Below are 19379 nucleotides of genomic sequence, written 5' to 3'. Positions count from 1 at the left end.
AGCGTTGAGTTTCCAGCTGGAAGGGCCGGTCCTGGCAGGCGAGTCGGTACGTCTGGAGCCGCTGGACCACGCACACACGGCAGACCTGGCCGTGGCGGCGGAGGAGGACCGCGGCACCTACGAGTTCACGTGGGTGCCCAGGGCCGACGAGGTCGCCGACTACATCGACGCGCAACTCGCGCGGGCGGCGACGGGACGGCTGGCGCCCTACGCCCAGGTCTCGGTGGCGACGGGGCGGGCGGTGGGGGCGACGTCGTTCTGGGAGCCGCGGTGCTGGCGCTCCGACGATCGACTCGACGCCGTCGAGGTCGGTTTCACCTGGCTGGGGGCCTCGGCGCAGGGCACCGGCATCAACGCCGAGGCCAAGCTGCTGCTCTTCCGGCACGCCTTCGAGGAGTGGGACGTCTCCCGCGTCGACCTGAAGACGGACGCCCGCAACGACCGCTCCCGCGCCGCGATCCAGAGCGTGGGCGCCCGTTTCGAGGGCGTCCTGCGCAACTGGTCCCGCTCCTGGGCACCGGGCGAGGACGGACGCCTGCGCGACTCCGCGATCTTCTCCATCACGGCCCAGGAGTGGCCGCAGTGCCGGAAGCGGCTGGAGGAGCGGGTGGCGAGGTTCGTGGCGCGGCGGGGGTGAGGGCAGGTCGAGAGAGGGACGGGGGCTCTGGAGGACCCGGTGCTGTTGCGTGATGTCGCGGTGGACGACGTGGACGCCTACGTCCGGATGCGGTGCGACCCCGTCATGATGGCCGACCTCGGCGGGCCGTTGCCGCGCGAGGGCATGGCGGACAAGGTGCGCCGGGACGCGGCGGAGGCAGCGGCTGATCAGTCCTGGATCAAGATGATCGTCCCCGACCCGGACCGGCCCGAGGTAGTGGCGGGAGCGCTGACCATCTGGTCCCACGACCCCGGGGACGGCCCCCTCTCGGAGATCGGCTGGATGGTGCTTCCCGAGTTCCAGGGGCGGGGGCTGGGCAAGCGCGCGGTCCGCGCCCTGCTCGATCAGGCGTGGGCCGCACACCGGTGGGGCGACATCCACGCCTTTCCGGCGACGAGCAACGGCCCCTCGAACGGCATCTGCCGCTCACTCGGCTTCCGCCTGCTCGGCGAAGTCGACATGCCGTTCGCGGACCGGGTCCTGCGCAGCAACCACTGGACGATCACGCCGCGGTGAGACCTGAGCGGGGCGACTCCGTTCCCAACCAGCGGAGTTGAGTCAGCACGCGAGGATCACGCCTCGTCCGTGGCCGGAATCGCCCGCAGCTGCGGTGTGCTCGCCCCGACGTACCCCACCGCCGCCACGCACATCAGGCCGCCCGTGATCAGTGCCGTCACGCCCGAGCTCCAGCCCGCGACCAGGCCGCCGCGCAGGTTGCCGAGGTGCGGGCCCGCCTGGCCGACGATCGTCTCGGCGGCCGTGACCCGGCCGAGCAGGGCGTCGGGGGTGTGGGTCTGGACGATGGTGGTGCGGGAGAGGACGGACATGGAGTCCGCCGCGCCGGCCACGGCCAGGATGCCGAGGCCCGCCCACGCGCTGGTGGTCAGGCCGAACAGCGCGAGGGCCGCGCCCCAGGTCGCCGACGCGCACAGCATCACCGGCCCGGGACGGGCCAGCCGGGTCACCGGGCCGGAGAACACCGTCGCGGCGACACCGCCCACCGCGAGCGCGGACAGGAACAGTCCGAGCGTGCGCGGGTCACCGCCGAAGCGCTCCTCGTTGACCAGCGGGAACAGGCTCACCGGCATGGACAGGACGGTGGCGGCCAGGTCGGTCAGCAGCGCGCCGCGCACCACCCGGTGACCGGTCAGGAAGCGCAGCCCGTCCAGGACACCGTGCACCCCGGGCCGGGACTTCTCCCCCTCGGGCGGCAGCGCGGGCAGACCGTAGGCGCCGTAGAAGGACATCGTGAAGCTCAGGGTGTCCACGAGGTAGCAGACGCCGATGCCCCACCAGCCGAGCACGACCCCGGCGACGGCCGGGCCGACCAACATCATCGCCTGACCGGTGACCTGCTGGAGCGCGAGACCGGCGGCCACCTGCTCGCGGGGCAGCAGCCGTGGCACGAACACCCCGGCGGCGGGCGCGCCGAGCGCGGCGAAGGAGGTCTGCACAGCGACCAGCAGCAGGACCACCATCACCGGCGCGTGCCCGGCGAAACCCTGCGCGGCCAGCAGCAGGGAGCAGACCGCCGAGCCGACGGTGCCGGTGAGGTACACCCGGCGCCGGTCGGCCCGGTCGACCCAGGAACCCGCGAACAGGCTGACCCCGACCATCGGCACCGCCTGGGCGACGCCGACCGCGCCGCTCCAGACCGTGCTGTGGGTCATGTCCCAGACCTGGTACATGACGGTGACCATGGTCATGAAGGAGCCGAGTGTGGACACCGTGCGCCCGAACAGCAGCCGCCGGAAGACCGGTGAGGTGCGCAGGGGCCGTACATCGAGGAACGTGCGGCTGAGGCTCATGACGCGGGGAGCGGGGCGGGGGTGGGCTGATGCACCCGGGGACGGTATCGGGCCGTCCCCGCCGCGGCCACCGAATAATCGCGTCAGGCGGAGTCGTTCAGGAGCCGGGCCAGGTGGTCGCGCCCCGCCTCCAGCAGCTCCTCCAGCGGCGCCGCCGCCTCGTACCAGCGCTTCTCGTACTCCCAGCACAGCCAGCCGTCCCAGCCGTGCCGGGAGAGCACCTCCACGCACTCCGCGATCGGCAGGACCCCGGCACCGAGCGCGACCGGGGTGGTGTCCTCGGCCGAGGCGATGTCTTTGACCTGGACGTATCCGAGGTGCGGGGCGAGGGCCGCGTAGGTCTCGGAGGGCTGTTCGCCGCCGAGCCAGGTGTGCATGACGTCCCAGAGCGAGCCGACCTGGCGGTGGCCGACGGGGCCGAGGATGCGGATCGCGTCGGCGCCGGTGCGGTGCGAGTCATGGGTCTCGAGCAGGATGCGTACGTCGAGGTCGCCGGCGTACTCCGCGGCCGTACCGAGTCGCCGGGCGGCCGTGGCGTCGGCGTCCTCGCGGGACTGGTCGGAGGCGGCGCCGGGGAAGACGCGCACGAAACCGGCGCCGAGGTCGCGGGCGAGGTCCAGGAGGCGGTGGATCTCCTCGACCACGGGTTCGTCGTCACCGGGGGCGGCCACGCGCGCGTACCCGGCGAGCCCCAGCACCTCCACGCCGGCCGCCTTGAACTCGGCGACCGCGTCGGCCCGTTCGGCGAGCCCGATACCGGGGTGCACCGGCTCCTCCGGATGCGCGCGCAGTTCTACTCCGTGATAGCCGTGCGTGGTCGCGAGCCGCAGCACGTCGGCGAGGGGGAGGCCGGGGACACCGAGGGTGGAGAACGCCAGTTTCATGCGCCCTACTCTCACCCGGTGGAGTCGGTGAGGTCCAGCCGGGGGCGGCGGCCGGCCTGGAGACTCCGCCGACGGCGGCCGACCGCCGTCACTCACCGGTCCCCGTCAGGTCCAGTCGCCAGTCCTGCCCGTTCAGGTCCTTGCCGAAGGAGCGGTGGGGTTTTTCGGCGGCGAGGACGAAACCGTGGCGCTGGTAGACGCGGCGGGCGGCGGTGAGGACGTCGTTGGTCCACAGCACCAGGTCGCGATAGCCGACACCGCGCGCGAAGTCGACGACGGCCGACACCAGCCGGTCCCCGATGCCGAGTCCGCGCGCCTCGGGCTCGACGAGGAGCAGTCGCAGCCGGGCGGTGGCGGGCGCGTCGTCCCGTACGCACATCACGCACCGTTCCTAAAGACTGAGCGGGAGTGAGTCCTGTTGCCAGAACCCATGCTCAGCCGTGTGCCCCGAACGGTGTTGGGCACCCTGGTCGCCCGCTTTCGCTCCACGGCCCGGCGGCGCGCATCCGGTGCGTGGTCCGGGAATATGGGGGCGGGTTTCCTCACGCCGACGGGTGTCCGGTCGGGCCTGGACGGTCCGATGCCCCGCACCATCACTCTGGTGGGACGGGGCGGTGTCGTCCGTCGCCGGATCGGATGCCCGAGGGCGCGTCGCCCGACCGCGATGCTTGCCGCATCGTGCCGGGAAATCCTGCGAGTCGTGGTGGTCAGCGGTTTCTGCCAGTGCTGCGCGCCCCAGCGGCTGGTGTAGGCGGGGTCGACCGCGACGACGGCGATGTCCTGCTCGGCGGCCATCGACACCAGCCGGGACCTGAGCTTCGCGGTGGGGAAACGCGAGATGAGGCGGCGGAAACGCTTGTTACGGCCGTGCTTCTCGCGGCTGGTGCCGTCGCTGAAGTCGAGGTCCTCGATAGCGATCGCTGCGGCCCCGCAGCGCCGGGTGTGGTGCAGCAGCCTGCTCAGTGCGTGCCGGATCTGCGCGTCCCGGTGCTGGGTGCTGCCGGTGAGGTCGTAGAAAAAGCGCTGCGGCTCGCCGACCGGGTTGCCGTGCACATCGAGGTGCCAGGCGGCGAGGTGATCGTCGTTCATGTCCACGGCCACCACTCCCCGGGCCAGTGCCGCCTCCAACGGCAGGGTGGGGGTGGCGGCGCGCTGCCAGGACGCGGTGACATACCAGCGGCCGCGTGCCGTGTCGTGGTGGATGCGGTAGGCCACCGCCCGGTTGACGGTGATCCGGTCGAGCCATTCCTGACCCCGGTGCTGGAACGCCACGGTGGCGTCGAGGACGTACCGGCCGTGGGGTGCGTTGGCCAGGTAGGCCAGCGGGGCCGGGAGCTTGAGGGAGACCTGTCCGGTGCCGGTGACGCGGATCGTCTCGTTGCCGAAGCGCTTGCCCGTTTCCCCGTCCGCGGCCAGGAACATGCGCTCCGCCTGCCAGCGTCGGCGCCATGCCTGCTCGTCCAGTCCGGCCGCCTGAAGGTGGTGGCGGGCGTTCGCGAGGCGTCTGCCGCCGCGCACCACCCGCACCCGGCCCGCCGCCCAGTCCGCCTCGGCCGTCGCGAGGCGGGACTTCAGGGTCCGCAGGCGGCGGGATTTGGCATGCCACTCACCGCGCGAGCCGTACCCGCGTACCAGCCCCGCGCGCTTGTCGGCCTTGGCACCCAGGGGCCGGGCCAGCCGCGCCTCGATGGACGCGATCTGCCCCCGCAGCCAGGCCATGTGGGCGGCCTGCCCGCGCCGGGCCAGCGCCCACTGATCATGCGTGGCCTTGGTGATACTGCCCGCCCACCGAGCCGACGACCTCCCCGTCAGCGACCTTTTGCGCACCGCCCAGGAGGCCGCATCATGCGCCGGCCCCTGCCGGCAGCGCTCCGCGAGATCACCAGCCGCCAGCGACCCCAGGAACCCCCCGACCTCGGCCAGCACCGCTGCATCCGCCTCAGACACCCGCAGCCGATCCCGAATAGCCACCCCAGCCGGAGCGGGCACCACGAACGACGCCACCACCTCCCGCAGCCCGCCCACCCCTTCACCCCCGCCCGCAGTTCGAGACCCCGTCACCGCAGTCAACGAGCACCGTCTGCAAAGGTCACCCGTTCGCCCCAAGAACTCCCGTTCCCCTCAGGGCCTCGACCTCAGACACCCCCACGGCAGCAGCGAACATCCCCGGCGCACCGCGGATAACCAGCCCCGCACATGCGCCCCCGGCACTCACCCACACTCACTCTGCTCACTACGTCGCCAGCAGTTAAGAACCCTCGGCGGCTGGCCGGTACACGCACACCTGCACGCCGGTCTTCCCGCTGACGGTCGACACCAGCTCGAACGGCCGCTTCGCCCCGTCCTCCGGGAAGATCGACTTGCCGCCGCCGAGCAGCACCGGCATCACGATGAGCTGGAGCTCGTCGACGAGCCCCTCGCCGATCAGGGTCCGGACGAGGGTGGGGCTGCCCATCATCGCCAGCTCGCCGCCCTCCCGCTCCCGCAGCTCACGGATGCGCGCGACGGCCTCGGAGCCGGGGATGCGCTCGGTGTTGTTCCAGGTCAGCTCGGAGTCGTCGAGGGTGTCCGTGACGACGTACTTCTTCAGGGCGTTCAGCCGGTCGGCGAAGGGGTCCCCCGCGCGCTCCGGCCAGGCCCCCGCCATCGTCAGATACGTCCGCCGCCCGTACAGCAGCGCCTCGGCCCGCTCCATCCCCTCCGTGAACGCCGGTCCGAGCACCTCCGGGTCGAAGTAGGGGTGCGACCAGCCACCGTGCGCGAACCCGCCGTCGGTGTCCTCCTCGGGCCCGCCGGGCGCCTGCACGACCCCGTCCAGACTGATGAACTCACTGACCACGATACGCATGGGGACTCACTCCAGTTCTTGGTCGATTACGGCAGTGCAGACCGGGGCGGGGCACGGAACTCATCGGTGCGGGGAGCGTACGGCGTCCTCCGGCTCAGTCCCACCAGAAACGCCACTCCGTCCGCCCCACCAGTTCGCGCGCGTACTCCGGGAACGGCGTCGGCGGGTCGTCCACGATGTTGTCCGCGGTGGACAGGACATGCTCCAGGGCGAGTCTCTCGGCATCCGCCGGGTCGAGCGGCGGCCGGGCGACGGAGACATACAGCTCAGCGCCGTACGCGGCCACGACCCGGGCCCCGAACCGCTCCTCCCAGCTCCGCAGCAGGGCTCCCATGAGAGGCATCGGCGGGTCGTTGGTCCAGCCGATCACGGCCGGGACGTCGGCGGAGCTGCGGGCGGGGACGAGGACGAGGCTGAGCGAGCTCGCGTACGGCCCCGTGCGCAGGAGATCCGCGACGGTACGACCCGCCACCTCCTCGGGGCCCGGACCGGTACCGGTGTCCGGACCGGCGGGCGCGAGGCCCGGCCAGCTCTCGAACGGCGGTCCCGGATCGTGCGGCCAGGGCTCGACGTCCTCCGGGGTGTCGTCGGAGGGCTCCGCGGTGGAGGGATCGGACCAGGACGGCAGTCGCCGCTCCCGGTACTCCGCGAAGTCGGCCGCGAGGACCTCCTCCAGGCGTACGGCGTCGGCGGCGGCCGGATCCGCGGGCCGTGCGGGGTCGTCGGGCCAGCACAGGTGCGGGTGCAGCCCGGTGACGACGGCCTGCCTCAGCAGATCCGCCCACAACTCCTCCATGTCGTCCGGCAGTTCGTCGGAGATCCAGACCTCCGTCGGACCCCGTCGCTCGAACCGCCCCGGGGGCAACCCGTCGGGCAGGGAAAAGACCATGCCCGGACGATAGAGGGGACCACTGACAACAGACCTTCCGGACCCGGCGGCCCCCGAATTCGGTGGACAGCGATCACGCCGCCGACAGACTGGCCCGATGACCACCACAGACTCCGCCACCGACCTTCGCCTCTACCTTCAGGACGCCCGCGACTCCCTGCTCCTGAAGCTCGACGGCCTCTCCGAGTACGACGTCCGCCGCCCTCTCACCCCGACCGGCACCAACCTCCTGGGACTGGTCAAGCACCTCACCGGTGCCGAGGCGAGCTACTTCGGCGAGACCTTCGGCCGGCCGCTCCCCGGGGCCCAGCCCCTGTGGATCACCGGTGCCGCCGAGCCGAACGCCGACCTGTGGGCGACCGCCGAGGAGACCCGCGAGCACATAGTCGACGGCTACCGCCGGGCCTGCGCCCACGCGGACGAAACCCTTGACACCCTCCCGCTGGACACCGTGGGCCGAGTCCCCTGGCCCCCGCACTCCGAACTCACCCTCCACCGCATCCTGATCCACATGATCGCCGAGAGCCACCGCCACGTCGGCCACGCCGACGTCGTACGCGAACTCGTCGACGGGTCGGTGGGGCAGCGGGCGGAGGGGGACAACATGGCGCCGGGGGACGGGGATTGGTGGGAGCAACACCGGAACCGGGTGGAGGCGGCGGCGAGAAAGGCTTCCGCGGGGGATTCAGGCAACTGAACCCACCTAAGGGGCGCGGGGAACTGCGCGCCCAGCCCCCACCGGCCCGCACCTGTTCAGGCCCGCGGCACCCCCGAAGACCCCCGCACCATCAACTCCCCCCGCACCGTCGCGATCCCCCCGGGCGGCGGCTCCTCCCGCCCCATCGCGATCCGCCCCGCCCGGGCCCCCGCCTCCGCCAACGGCAACCGCACCGTCGTCAGCGCGGGCACCGCGTCGATGCTGAACGGCAGGTCGTCGAACCCGGCGACGGACACGTCGTCCGGAATCCGCAGCCCCGAGTCCCGCAGCGCCGCACACGCCCCCAGCGCGACGGAGTCGTTCGCGGCCACCACAGCCGTGAGCGACGGATCCCGCCGCAGCAGCTCCAGCGTGGCCTCGTACCCGGACCGCCGGTCGTAGCGGCCGTGCACGGTCCACCGAGGGTCCTCCTCGATGCCGTGCGCCGCCAGCGCCGCCCGGTGTCCCTCCAGCCGGTGCCGGGTCGTCGTCCGCTCCTCGGGGCCCGCGATGTACCCGAGGCGCCGGTGCCCGAGCCCGATGAGGTGTTCCGTCAGCTCGCGACCCCCGCCCCGGTTGTCGAAGGTCAGCGCGAACGCCCCGGTCTCCGGCGCCGGCGGCCGCCCGCACAGCACGATCCGCGTCCCCGCGTCCGCCAGTTTCCGCAGCTTGGCGGACATCGCGGCCTGGTGCGGCGCCGCCTCCGTCGCCCCACCCGTCAGCACGACCGCCGCCGCCCGCTGCCGCTGGAGCAGGGTGAGATACGTCAGCTCCCGCTCCGGGGAACCCCCGGTGTTGCAGACGACCCCGAGCCGCTCACCACCCGCGCGCCCGCCCGGCCCGCCGATCTCCGACTGGATCGCGCCGGCCATGATCCCGAAGAAGGGGTCGGCGATGTCGTTCACGAGGATCCCGACGAGATCCGAGGTGGCGGCGGCGAGCGAGCTCGCCGGCCCGTTCAGCACGTAGTCCAGCTCGTCCACGGCCCGCAGCACCCGCTCACGGGTGGACGCGGCCACGGGGTAGTTCCCGTTCAGTACGCGCGACACCGTCGCGGGGGAGACCTGGGCGCGGGCCGCCACGTCCGCCAGGGTCACCGTCATCTCGTCGTCCTCCGGTCGCGCGCCTCGGCGTGTCCTGGCGTGGTGCCCAGGCGCCTCAGCGCATCCAAGTCGTACTCCGTCGTACACGCGGGCCCCCACGGCCCGGTTCCGAGCCGACCTTAAGCCCCCCACTCCCAGTTGTTCGCCCCCTCGAACAACTCACGCCGTTTGCGGTCTTGTCCAGACCGGTGGTCAGAGGCTAGCTTCTTCGTAGATAGAAAGCGCTTGCTGTAACGCTCATCAGTGGAGCGTGCGCGGCGCGCACAACCGCGTACGACTCCTATGAAGGGAATGACGTGACACGCAAGACGGTGCGTATCGCCATGAACGGTGTGACGGGGCGCATGGGCTACCGCCAGCACCTCGTCCGCTCGATCCTCGCCATCCGCGAGCAGGGCGGTCTCGACCTCGGCGACGGCAACGTGCTGTGGCCCGAGCCGATCCTCGTGGGCCGCCGTGAGCACGCGCTGAAGGCCCTCGCCGAGCAGCACGGCCTGGACCCGGCGAACGTCTCCACCGACGTGGACGCGGTCCTCGCCGACCCGACCGTCGAGATCTACTTCGACGCCCAGGTGACCTCCGCGCGCGAGGAGTCCATCAAGAAGGCGATCGCCGCCGGCAAGCACATCTACACCGAGAAGCCCACCGCCACCGGCCTCGACGGCGCCCTGGAGCTGGCCCGCCTCGCCGAGGCGAAGGGCATCAAGCACGGCGTGGTCCAGGACAAGCTCTTCCTGCCGGGCCTGCTCAAGCTGAAGCGCCTCATCGACGGCGGCTTCTTCGGCCGGATCCTCTCGATCCGCGGCGAGTTCGGCTACTGGGTCTTCGAGGGCGACTGGCAGCAGGCCCAGCGTCCGAGCTGGAACTACCGGGCCGAGGACGGCGGTGGCATCGTTGTCGACATGTTCCCGCACTGGGAGTACGTGCTCCACGAGCTCTTCGGCCGCGTGAAGTCGGTCCAGGCCCTGACCGCCACCCACATCCCGCAGCGCTGGGACGAGAACGACAAGCCCTACGACGCCACCGCCGACGACGCCGCGTACGGCATCTTCGAACTCGAAGGCGGTGCGATCGCCCAGTTCAACTCCTCCTGGACCGTCCGCGTCAACCGCGACGAGCTCGTCGAGTTCCAGGTCGACGGCACCGAGGGCTCCGCGGTCGCCGGTCTGCGCAACTGCCGCGTCCAGCACCGCTCCGCCACCCCGAAGCCGGTCTGGAACCCGGACATCCCGGTCACCGAGTCCTTCCGCGACCAGTGGCAGGAAGTTCCCGACAACGCGGACTTCGACAACGGCTTCAAGGCCCAGTGGGAGCTCTTCCTCAAGCACGTCTACGCCGACGCCCCCTACCAGTGGGACCTCCTCGCCGGCGCCCGCGGCGTCCAGCTCGCCGAACTGGGCCTGAAGTCCTCGGCGCAGGGCCGCCGTCTCGACGTACCGGAGATCTCGCTGTGACGATCCAACTCCCTGACTTCAAGGGGGGCTTCAGGGCCTACGAGCCCCGCAAGGAACCCTTCGCCGCCACCCCGGGAACCCCCTTCACCTCCCGTACGGTCTTCTCGGCGGCGCACGTCGTCGCCGACCCGTTCGCCGACTCCACGCCGGACTCCCCGGCCGCCGTCGACTGGGACGCCACCCTCGCCTTCCGCCGCCACCTGTGGTCGCACGGGCTCGGTGTCGCCGAGGCCATGGACACCGCCCAACGCGGGATGGGCCTGGACTGGGCGGGCGCGGCCGAGCTCATCCGCCGCAGCGCCGCCGAGGCCAAGTCGGTCGGCGGTCTCATCGCCTGCGGCGTCGGCACCGACCAGCTCACCGGCCCCGCGACCCTGGACGAGGTCCGCGCGGCCTACGAGGAGCAGCTCGCCCTCGTCGAGGAGTCCGGCGCGCAGGCCATCCTGATGGCCTCCCGGGCTCTCGCGGCGGCCGCCACGGGCCCCGAGGACTACCTGGAGGTCTACGGCCACCTCCTGCGCCAGGCCACCGAGCCGGTCATCCTGCACTGGCTGGGCCCGATGTTCGACCCCGCCCTGGAGGGCTACTGGGGCTCCAGCGACCTCGACGCGGCCACGGACACGTTCCTCCAGGTCATCGCGGCCCACCCCGACAAGGTCGACGGCATCAAGGTCTCGCTCCTGGAGGCCCAGCGCGAGATCGACATCCGGCGCCGCCTCCCGCAGGGCGTCCGCTGCTACACCGGCGACGACTTCAACTACCCCGAGCTGATCGCGGGCGACGACCAGGGCTTCTCCCACGCCCTGCTCGGCATCTTCGACCCGCTGGGCCCGCTCGCGGCCGAGGCGGTCCGCGTCCTGGACACCGGCGACGCCAAGGGCTTCCGCGAACTCCTCGACCCCACGGTCGAGTTGTCCCGCCATCTCTTTCAGGCGCCGACCCGCTTCTACAAGACGGGCGTGGTCTTCCTGGCCTGGCTGGCCGGGCACCAGTCGCACTTCACGATGGTCGGCTGCCTCCAGTCGGCCCGCTCCCTCCCGCACTTCGCGCGCGCCTACGAACTCGCCGACGGCCTGGGCCTGTTCCCGGACCCGAAGCTGGCCGAGGAGCGCATGAAGAACCTGCTGTCCCTGTACGGGGTGACCCAGTGACCGACCTGTCCCGCTTCTCGATCAACCAGATGACGGTCAAGCAGCTGTCGATCCCGGACCTGGTCGACGCCTGCCGCGACCTGGGCATCGGCAACGTCGGCCTGTGGCGCGAGCCCGTCCAGTCGTACGGCGTCGAGGAGACGGCCAAGCTGGTCCGCGACGCGGGTCTGACCGTGACCACCCTGTGCCGCGGCGGTTTCTTCACGGCGATCGACCCGGACGAGCGGGCCGCCGCACTGGACGACAACCGGCGCGCGGTCGACGAGGCGGCGACGCTGGGCACCGACACCCTGGTGCTGGTCTCCGGCGGCCTCCCGGCCGGCTCGAAGGACCTGCACGGCGCCCGCGAGCGCATCGCGGACGCCCTGTCCGTCCTCGGCCCGTACGCCGAGGAGCATGGGGTGAGGCTGGCCATCGAGCCGCTGCACCCCATGTACGCCTCGGACCGCTGTGTGGTCTCCACGCTCACCCAGGCCCTCGACCTGGCGGAGCGCTTCCCCGCCCGCCAGGTCGGCGTCACGGTGGACACGTACCACATCTGGTGGGACGACAACGCGCCCGCGCAGATCGCCCGGGCGGGCGCGGGCGGCCGTATCCACACCTTCCAGCTCGCGGACTGGACGACCCCGCTGCCGGAGGGCGTGCTGAACGGCCGCGGCCAGATCGGTGACGGCGCGATCGACATGCGGGAGTGGCAGCGGTACGTCGAGGCGGCCGGGTACACGGGCGCCATCGAGGTGGAGCTCTTCAACGACGCCCTGTGGGCCCGGGACGGCCGCGAGGTCCTCGCCGAGACCGCGGAACGGTTCGTGGCGCACACCGAGTGACGGAGTGTCCGCGGTCCCCACCCCGTCGGACCCTGGGTGGGGACCGTGAGCCCTACGGATTCCAGTCCACCGTCGTGAAGGTGCGGTCGAAGCGCCGGGCGGCCAGGTCCGCGCGCTGCACGGCCCAGTGGACGGTGGCGCCCTCCAGCCCGTCGATCCAGGGCGTCCAGTCGGCGAGCAGTACCCAGTCCGCGAGGTCGGCCGACACCGGCTCGCCGCCGCCCCAGCGCCCCGCCTGCGCCTCGTCGAGCGCGTACGACATGGCCTGCCCCACGGGGTCCGTGTCGATGGCCTCCTGATCGGCGTACCCACCGAGCTGGAGCCGCCCCGAGGAGACGATGTCGCCGTGGGTCTCGCGCCACACCGCGGCCAGTTCCTCGGAATGCGGATGCCCGGGCAGCGGCACCCAGCGGGGCTCCTCGGGTATCTCGACCCAGTGGTGGTACGGCAGCGAGACGTCGACCGTCGCCCGGAGCTGCTCCTGCGGGAACTGCGCGAAGACCTCCTGGTACTCGTCGTCGTTGTCGAACCAGGCCCACCCCTCCTTGTCCCGCTCCTCCACAGCGGTCCCCGCGGGGACGTACACCACACTGCCCATGGTGTCCCCGTCTCCGAAGTCCTCGGGATAGGCGAACAGCAGCAGGTGGCCGTCGGGCGGCAGCGGAAGGTCCGTCGCACCGGCGGGCAGCGCCGCGAGGTCGATGGACGCGACGAAGGGGTGGAAGGGGTGCGGTGTCCCGACGGGAAGCATCAACGGCCCTCCGAACCGCCCCACCACCGGCCCGTCCCCGCCCTCGGCCAGCGTCGCGCAGGGCCGGACGGTGTCCATCCACCGCTCCACGTCCTCGGCGGGTATCCCGCGCGCGAGCGCCTTGTCCCGGAAGGGCCCTAATCTCTCTCGCATCTCGTCAGGAGTCATGAGGGAAACCTAGGGCCGGGCACTGACAAAAAAATCCCGTGGACCCGTACAACCCTTCCCCCACATCGCCGGTCGTACTTGGCATCAGGACTCTTGGAGGGGGATCCGGGGGGATCGCGGGGGTTCTGACGGGGAGGGAAAACCGAGGGGCCCGGTCCATGGACCGGGCCCCTCGAAACATCTCCGCGGGCGGGGCGTCAGAAGAAGACCCCGCAGCGCAGCAGCACGTTCGCGTACGGCCGTGCCTCCCCCGTGCGCACGACCAGCCGCGCCCCCGCCGACAGCTCCTTGAGCTTCTCGTGGGAGACCAGGTGCAGTTCGGGTAGGCGGGCCTCCAGCAGCTCCGCGGCCGCCGGGTTGGCGTCCCGCACCTCCTCCGCCGCCGTGCCCCCCTCCACGACCAGCTCGGCGAGCAGCCCGTCGAGGACCTCCGCGAAGGACGGCACCCCGGCCCGGAAGGCCAGGTCGACCACGTGCGGCCCGTCGGGGATCGGCATGCCGGCGTCGCACACCAGCACCCCGTCCCCGTGCCCCAGCTCGGCGAGCGCGCCGGAGAGATGACGGTTCAGTATTCCGGCCTTCTTCACAGGGACTCACCTCGCCGCGTCGCCCCAGGGGCCTCGTCCGGCCTACTGCCGGGGGTCCGGGGGTCGTCCCCCGGGTCGGCACAGCACAGGGCCTCGACCTCCTCCGACGTGGGGAAGGAGTCCTGCGCGCCCTTCCGGGTCACCGCGACCGCCCCGACCCGGGACGCGTACGCGGCAGCCTCCGCCAGGGAGGCACCCTCCCCGAGCCGGAACGCCAGCGCCGCCGTGAAGGCGTCCCCGGCCCCCGTGGTGTCCACGGCGTCCACCTTCACCGACGCCACCCGGGTCACGCCCCCGGGCGAGGACGCCACGAGCGACCCCTCCGCACCCAGCGTCACCACCACCGACCGCGGCCCCTTCGCGAGCAGCAGCCGCGCCCAGTCCTCCGGCGCCTCGCTCACGCACGCGTCCCCGAGGATCACCTTCGCCTCGTGCTCGTTGACGATCAGCGGGTCGCAGGCGGCCAGCACCTCGGTGGGCAACGGCCGCGGCGGCGACGGGTTCAGCACGAACCGGCTGTCCGGCGACAGGTTCCGTACGACCTCCACGACCGTCTCCAGCGGGATCTCCAGCTGGGTCGACACCACCCGGGAGGCGTGGAAGAGGCTGACCGCGGCCCGTACGTCCCCCGGCGTGAGGCGCCCGTTGGCACCCGGTGAGACGACGATGCTGTTGTCCCCCGAAGGGTCGACGGTGATCAGGGCGACCCCCGTCGGCGCACCGCCCACCAGCACGCCCACCGTGTCGACCCCGGCCGCCCGCTGCGAGTCCAGCAGCAGCCGGCCGTGCCCGTCGTCGCCGACGCGGGCCAGCAACGCCGTACGCGCGCCCAACCGGGCCGCCGCGACCGCCTGGTTGGCGCCCTTGCCCCCCGGGTGCACGGCCAGGTCCGAGCCGAGCACCGTCTCGCCGGCCCCCGGCCGTCGCTCCACGCCGATCACCAGGTCGGCGTTGGCCGACCCTACGACCAGAAGGTCGTAGTCGTACATGAGTGACTCCCCTAGTCAGTGACGCGGGGCGGGCGGTCGAAGCGACCGCCCGCCCTTACGCCGTCGTCAGCCCGTGAAACCGGCCACGTTCTCCTTCGTGACCACCTTCACCGGCACCTTGATCGTCTCCTCGACCTTCTTGCCCTGAAGGGCCCTCAGCGCGTTGTCCACCGCGATTTTGCCCAGCTGCGAGGGCTGCTGTGCCACGGATGCGAACAACGTGCCGTTCTTCACCGCGGTCAGCCCGTCCGGGGTGCCGTCGAAGCCGACCACCGAGACCGACTTACCGGCCTTGGAGCCCAGCGCCTTGATCGCGCCGAGCGCCATCTCGTCGTTGGCGGCGATGACGCCCTGGACGTCCGGGTGGGCCTGGAGCAGGTTCGACATCACGTCGAGGCCCTTGGTGCGGTCGAAGTCGGCGGGCTGCTGCGCGACGACCTGGATGCCCGGGTACGCCTTGAGGCCGTTGGCGAAACCCTCGGCGCGCTCACGGGCCGCCGACGTACCGGCCTGACCCTGGAGGATCACGATCTTGCCCTTGCCGCCGAGCTTCTCGCCGATGGACTTGGCGGCGAGCTCACCGCCGGCGACGTTGTCGGAGGCGACCAGCGCGTCCACCGAAGCCTTGTTGACGCCCCGGTCCACCGCGATGACCGGGATCTTCGCCTTGTCGGCGGCCTTCACCGAATTGCCGGCCGCGTCCGAGTCGACCGGGTTGACGATGATCGCGCCGAGGCTCGAACTGGTGAAGTTCTGGAGCTGGTTGGCCTGCTGGGAGGCGTCGTTCTGGGCGTCCGTGACGGTCAGGTCCACGCCCAGCTTCTTCGCCTCGGCCTGGGCGCCCGACCGGATCTGCACGAAGAACGGGTTGTTGAGGGTCGACAGCGACAGGCCCACCTTCGGGTTGCCCGTCGAGGACGAGCCGTTGTGCAGGAAGGAGGTCGCGCCGACGACCGCCACGGTGACCACGGCCGCGAGACCGTACGTCGCCGCCTGGCGCCCCTTGCCGCCCTGCGAGGCCCCGGCCACCGGGGTCGCCCCCGCCTTGCGGCGCAGGGTGTCGAGGAGCACCGCCAGCGCGATGACGACACCGATGACGACCTGCTGCCAGAACGCGGACACGTTCAGCAGGTTGAGGCCGTTGCGCAGCACCGCGAGGATCAGCGCGCCGATCAGCGTCCCCGAGGCCTTGCCGGTGCCGCCCGCGAGCGAGGCACCGCCGATGACGACCGCGGCGATCGCGTCCAGCTCGTAGCCGTCGGCGGCCTGCGGCTGCGCCGAGGACAGCCGCGCGGCGAGCACGACACCGGCGACGGCGGCGAAGACACCGGAGAAGGCGTAGATGGCGAGCTTCTGCTTCTTCACCCTCAGGCCGGAGAGTCGGGCCGCCTCCTCGTTGCCGCCGATCGCGTACATGGAGCGCCCGATGTAGGTCCGGCCCAGCACGAAGGCCGCGAGGAGCCCCATGACGACCATGACGAGGACGGGCACCGGCAGCCAGCCGCCGAGCGTGTCACCGAGGTGCGAGACGGAGTCGGGAAAGGCGATCGGGGAGCCCTCGGAGATCACCAGCGACAGACCGCGCGCCACCGAGAGCATCGCCAAAGTCGCGATGAACGGCGGGAGTTTGCCGTACGCGATCAGGAAGCCGTTGACGAGACCGGCGGCGACGCCGGTCACGACGGCGAGGACGACGGCTATGAAGACCGGCACCCCGTGGGACGTCGCGCTCCAGGCGAGGACGGTGGCCGACAGGGCCGCCACCGAGCCCACCGACAGGTCGATGCCCGCAGAGACGATCACGAAGGTCACACCGAAGGCGAGGATGGCGGTCACGGCCGCCTGGACGCCGACGTTGAGCAGGTTGTCGGTGGTCAGGAAGTCGCCGGACAGCGCCGACATGGCGATGACGAGGACGATCAGCGCGGTCAGCGCGCCGTTGTCGAGCAGGAGACGGCGCAGGCCACCCGCGCTCGCCCCGCTCTTGAGCGTGTCAGTGGCCACCGGGGGCCTCCTTCTCGGTCTTGACGGTGTTCGTGCTGACGGCGAGTGCCATCACGGAGTCCTGCGTGGCCTCGTCGGCGTCGAGTTCGCCGGCGATCCGGCCCTGGGCCATCACCAGCACCCGGTCGCTCATGCCGAGCACCTCGGGCAGATCGCTGGAGATCATGAGGACGGCGGCCCCTTGAGCCGTCAGCTCATTGATGAGCTGGTAGATCTCGACCTTGGCGCCGACATCGATCCCGCGCGTGGGCTCGTCGAGGATCAGCACCTTGGTGTCGGCGAGCAGCCACTTGCCGATGACGACCTTCTGCTGGTTGCCGCCGGAAAGCGTCCGCACATGCTGGTGCAGGCCCGCCATCCGGACCCCGAGCTGCTCGGCGATCCGCGCGGCCGCCTCCCGCTGACCCTTGAGGTCGACGAGCCCCGCGCGCGTGGCGGCCCGCATGGTCACCAGTCCCAGGTTCTCCTCGACCGACTGGTCGAGCACCAGGCCCTGGCCCTTGCGGTCCTCCGGGATCAGCCCGATCCCGGCCGCCATCGCGGCGCCCACGTCATGCCCCTTGAGGGCGGCCCCGGAGACCTTCACGGCCCCCCTGTCGTAGGGGTCCGCGCCGAACACGGCCCGCACGACCTCGGTACGGCCCGCGCCGACCAGCCCGGCGATGCCGACCACCTCACCGGCGTGCACCTCGAAGCCGATGTCGTGGAAGACGCCGTCGCGGGTGAGGCCCTCGACCTTGAGCAGGGCCGCTCCGGTGTCGCCGCGCTCGCGCGGGTACTGCTGCTCGATCGAACGCCCCACCATCAGGCGTACGAGCTCGTCCTCGGGCGTGGAGGCGGGCACCTGTCCGACGGACCTGCCGTCCCGGATGACCGTGACCCGGTCGCCCAGGGCGGCGATCTCCTCCAGGTGGTGGGTGATGAAGACGATCCCGACCCCGTCCTCGCGGAGCGTGCGCACGATCGCGAAGAGCTTGTCGACCTCCTCGGAGGTGAGCACGGCGGTCGGCTCGTCCATGATCAGTACGCGCGCGTCCAGGCTGAGCGCCTTGGCGATCTCGACCATCTGGAGCCGGGCGATACCGAGTTCACGCACCCGCGCGCGGGGCGAGACGTTGACTCCGACGCGCTTCAGCAGCACCTCGGCGTCGGCCTCCATCCGCTTCCGGTCGATCATCCCGAGCCGGCGCGGCTGCCGGCCCAGGAAGATGTTCTCGGCGACGGTCAGATCCGGTACCAGGTTGAACTCCTGGTAGATGGTGGCGATGCCCAGCCGCTCGGCGTCCTGCGCCCCGCGGATGTGCACCTCCTCGCCGTCCACCAGAACGCGGCCCTCGTCGGGGTGGTAGGCGCCCGACAGCATCTTGATGAGCGTGCTCTTGCCGGCGCCGTTCTCACCGAGCAGTACGTGCACCTCGCCCCGGCGCAGGTCGAAGTCGACGCCGTCGAGCGCGACCACGCCGGGGAAGGTCTTACGGATGCCCTCGATGCGCAGCAACTCGTCCTCGTTGCTCACGACGTGCTCCTTTGCACAGGGTTGGGGTCCTCGCCGCAGGAACGGCGGACGACGAGACGGGCGGGAAGGGTGACCGACTCGGGCGGCCGGCCCTCGATGCGGTCGACGAGCGCGCGCACGGCGGCCCGCCCCAGCTCGCCCGTGGGCTGGGCGATCGCGGTGATCGGCGGATCGGTGTGCACGAACCACGGGATGTCGTCGAACGCGGCCAGGGCGAGGTCCTCCGGCACGCGCAGCCCACGCGCGCGTACGGCGTCCAGGGCGCCGAGCGCCATCAGGTTGTCGGCCGCGAAGACGACCTCGGGCGGCTCGGACAGGTCGAGGAAGCCCTCGGTGACCCGCCGTCCGCTCTCGGCCTGGAAGTCGCCCTGCCCTATGTAGGCGTCGGGCAGCTCCAGGCCGTACGCCTCAAGGGCCTCCCGGAAGGACGCGACACGTTCCTGGCCGGTGGTGGTCGCCGCCGGGCCCGCGATGATGGCGAGCCTGCGGTGCCCGAGGCCGTGCAGATGGGCGACGAGGTCGCGCACGGCGGCCCGCCCGTCGGCCCTGACGACCGGCACGGCCACGCCCGGGATCCACCGGTCCACGAACACCATCGGCGTGCCCGCGCGCACGGCGTCCAGCATCAGCGGGGAGCCGCCGTCGGTGGGGGAGACGAGGAGCCCGTCGATCCGCCGGTCCAGCAGGTTCCGTACGTGGTGGTCCTGAAGTTCCGGCCGTTCGTCGGCGTTCCCGATGATCACGCTGTACCCCAGCGCGCGGGCCTCCTCCTCGACGGAGCGGGCCAGCTCGGTGAAGTAGGGGTTCATGACGTCGCTGATGACCAGGCCGAGGGTGTGGGTCTGGTCGGTGCGCAGGGAGCGGGCGACGGCGTTCGGGCGGTAGCCCAGGGTCTCGACGGCGGCCAGCACGCGGGTGCGTGCGTCCGCGCTGACCGACGGATGGTCGTTCAGGACACGCGAGACCGTGGCGACGGAGACCCCCGCCTCGGCAGCGACATCCTTGATACTCGCCATCGCCGCTCCACCTCCTCGTGGAATCGATT

17 protein-coding genes and 2 pseudogenes are annotated in these 19379 nt (G+C 71.7%); 6 read left to right on the top strand and 13 right to left on the bottom strand.

Annotated elements, in window-relative coordinates:
- Positions 1-4: 4 nt before the first annotated feature.
- Both ABZT06_RS13075 and ABZT06_RS13070 read left to right on the top strand, forming a co-directional pair.
- Positions 5-637: a GNAT family protein gene (locus tag ABZT06_RS13075; RefSeq protein WP_355739172.1), complete on the top strand. Its 633-nt coding sequence runs from the start codon at positions 5-7 to the stop codon at positions 635-637.
- Positions 638-676: 39 nt separating this feature from the next.
- A complete protein-coding gene (locus ABZT06_RS13070) occupies positions 677-1174 on the top strand; it encodes a GNAT family N-acetyltransferase (RefSeq protein ID WP_355739169.1) in 498 nt (165 codons plus the stop codon).
- 56 nt (positions 1175-1230) lie between these two features.
- On the opposite strand, the gene ABZT06_RS13065 is transcribed toward ABZT06_RS13070, so the two are convergent.
- The 6 genes and pseudogenes from ABZT06_RS13065 to ABZT06_RS13040 all read right to left on the bottom strand — a co-directional run bounded on the left by ABZT06_RS13065 (position 1231) and on the right by ABZT06_RS13040 (position 7087).
- On the bottom strand, positions 1231-2466 hold the full coding sequence (locus tag ABZT06_RS13065) for an MFS transporter (protein WP_355739167.1): 1236 nt from the start codon (positions 2464-2466) through the stop codon (positions 1231-1233).
- Positions 2467-2549: 83 nt separating this feature from the next.
- Positions 2550-3350 carry a sugar phosphate isomerase/epimerase family protein gene (locus tag ABZT06_RS13060; RefSeq protein WP_355739164.1) on the bottom strand — a complete coding sequence of 267 codons (801 nt, stop codon included), beginning with the start codon at positions 3348-3350 and terminating at the stop codon, positions 2550-2552.
- Between the two features lie 88 nt (positions 3351-3438).
- A pseudogene (locus tag ABZT06_RS13055) lies at positions 3439-3735 on the bottom strand (GNAT family N-acetyltransferase); the annotation flags it as partial.
- A 6-nt stretch (positions 3736-3741) separates the two neighbouring features.
- Positions 3742-5321, bottom strand: a pseudogene (locus ABZT06_RS13050) (IS200/IS605 family accessory protein TnpB-related protein).
- 277 nt (positions 5322-5598) lie between these two features.
- Positions 5599-6198 carry a dihydrofolate reductase family protein gene (locus tag ABZT06_RS13045; RefSeq protein ID WP_355739161.1) on the bottom strand — a complete coding sequence of 200 codons (600 nt, stop codon included), beginning with the start codon at positions 6196-6198 and terminating at the stop codon, positions 5599-5601.
- 94 nt (positions 6199-6292) lie between these two features.
- A complete protein-coding gene (locus tag ABZT06_RS13040) occupies positions 6293-7087 on the bottom strand; it encodes a DUF4253 domain-containing protein (RefSeq protein ID WP_355739159.1) in 795 nt (264 codons plus the stop codon).
- Between the two features lie 97 nt (positions 7088-7184).
- Between ABZT06_RS13040 and ABZT06_RS13035 the strand changes: the two genes are divergently transcribed.
- Positions 7185-7784, top strand: a complete 600-nt coding sequence (locus ABZT06_RS13035; RefSeq protein ID WP_355739156.1) for a DinB family protein — start codon at positions 7185-7187, stop codon at positions 7782-7784.
- 56 nt (positions 7785-7840) lie between these two features.
- On the opposite strand, the gene ABZT06_RS13030 is transcribed toward ABZT06_RS13035, so the two are convergent.
- Positions 7841-8887: a LacI family DNA-binding transcriptional regulator gene (locus ABZT06_RS13030; protein ID WP_355739154.1), complete on the bottom strand. Its 1047-nt coding sequence runs from the start codon at positions 8885-8887 to the stop codon at positions 7841-7843.
- 296 nt (positions 8888-9183) lie between these two features.
- Here ABZT06_RS13030 and ABZT06_RS13025 point away from each other — a divergent pair, with 296 nt between their 5' ends.
- From ABZT06_RS13025 to ABZT06_RS13015, 3 genes are read left to right on the top strand one after another with little or no spacing between them, the layout of a single operon-like run.
- Complete coding sequence (locus tag ABZT06_RS13025; RefSeq protein WP_355739152.1) at positions 9184-10341, top strand: Gfo/Idh/MocA family oxidoreductase; 1158 nt, start codon at positions 9184-9186, stop codon at positions 10339-10341.
- Positions 10338-11492: a dihydrodipicolinate synthase family protein gene (locus ABZT06_RS13020; protein WP_355739150.1), complete on the top strand. Its 1155-nt coding sequence runs from the start codon at positions 10338-10340 to the stop codon at positions 11490-11492. The genes ABZT06_RS13025 and ABZT06_RS13020 overlap by 4 nt, the downstream gene beginning before the upstream one ends.
- On the top strand, positions 11489-12319 hold the full coding sequence (locus tag ABZT06_RS13015) for a sugar phosphate isomerase/epimerase family protein (RefSeq protein WP_355739147.1): 831 nt from the start codon (positions 11489-11491) through the stop codon (positions 12317-12319). Before ABZT06_RS13020 ends, ABZT06_RS13015 begins: the two co-directional genes overlap by 4 nt.
- A 52-nt stretch (positions 12320-12371) precedes the next feature.
- Here the strand turns inward: ABZT06_RS13015 and ABZT06_RS13010 are convergent, their stop codons facing one another.
- From ABZT06_RS13010 to ABZT06_RS12985, 6 genes are all read right to left on the bottom strand, one after another.
- Positions 12372-13238 (bottom strand): DUF1963 domain-containing protein, encoded by an 867-nt coding sequence (locus ABZT06_RS13010; RefSeq protein ID WP_355739145.1) that lies wholly within the window; start codon positions 13236-13238, stop codon positions 12372-12374.
- Positions 13239-13435: 197 nt separating this feature from the next.
- On the bottom strand, positions 13436-13825 hold the full coding sequence (gene rbsD / locus ABZT06_RS13005; protein ID WP_355739142.1) for a D-ribose pyranase: 390 nt from the start codon (positions 13823-13825) through the stop codon (positions 13436-13438).
- Positions 13822-14814, bottom strand: a complete 993-nt coding sequence (locus tag ABZT06_RS13000) for a ribokinase (RefSeq protein ID WP_355739139.1) — start codon at positions 14812-14814, stop codon at positions 13822-13824. The genes rbsD and ABZT06_RS13000 overlap by 4 nt, the downstream gene beginning before the upstream one ends.
- 66 nt (positions 14815-14880) lie before the next feature.
- Positions 14881-16818, bottom strand: a complete 1938-nt coding sequence (locus ABZT06_RS12995; protein ID WP_355739136.1) for a substrate-binding domain-containing protein — start codon at positions 16816-16818, stop codon at positions 14881-14883.
- Positions 16808-18334 carry a sugar ABC transporter ATP-binding protein gene (locus ABZT06_RS12990; RefSeq protein ID WP_355739133.1) on the bottom strand — a complete coding sequence of 509 codons (1527 nt, stop codon included), beginning with the start codon at positions 18332-18334 and terminating at the stop codon, positions 16808-16810. The genes ABZT06_RS12995 and ABZT06_RS12990 overlap by 11 nt, the downstream gene beginning before the upstream one ends.
- Positions 18331-19350, bottom strand: coding sequence for a LacI family DNA-binding transcriptional regulator (locus ABZT06_RS12985; RefSeq protein WP_355739130.1), 1020 nt, complete (start codon positions 19348-19350; stop codon positions 18331-18333). The genes ABZT06_RS12990 and ABZT06_RS12985 overlap by 4 nt, the downstream gene beginning before the upstream one ends.
- Positions 19351-19379: the final 29 nt, after the last annotated feature.

The sequence above is a fragment of the Streptomyces sp. NPDC005483 genome (genome assembly GCF_040606035.1).
Lineage (GTDB): Bacteria > Actinomycetota > Actinomycetes > Streptomycetales > Streptomycetaceae > Streptomyces.
The sequence above is the reverse complement of the archived record's forward strand: the minus strand, read 5'-3'. Positions and strand labels throughout refer to the sequence as shown.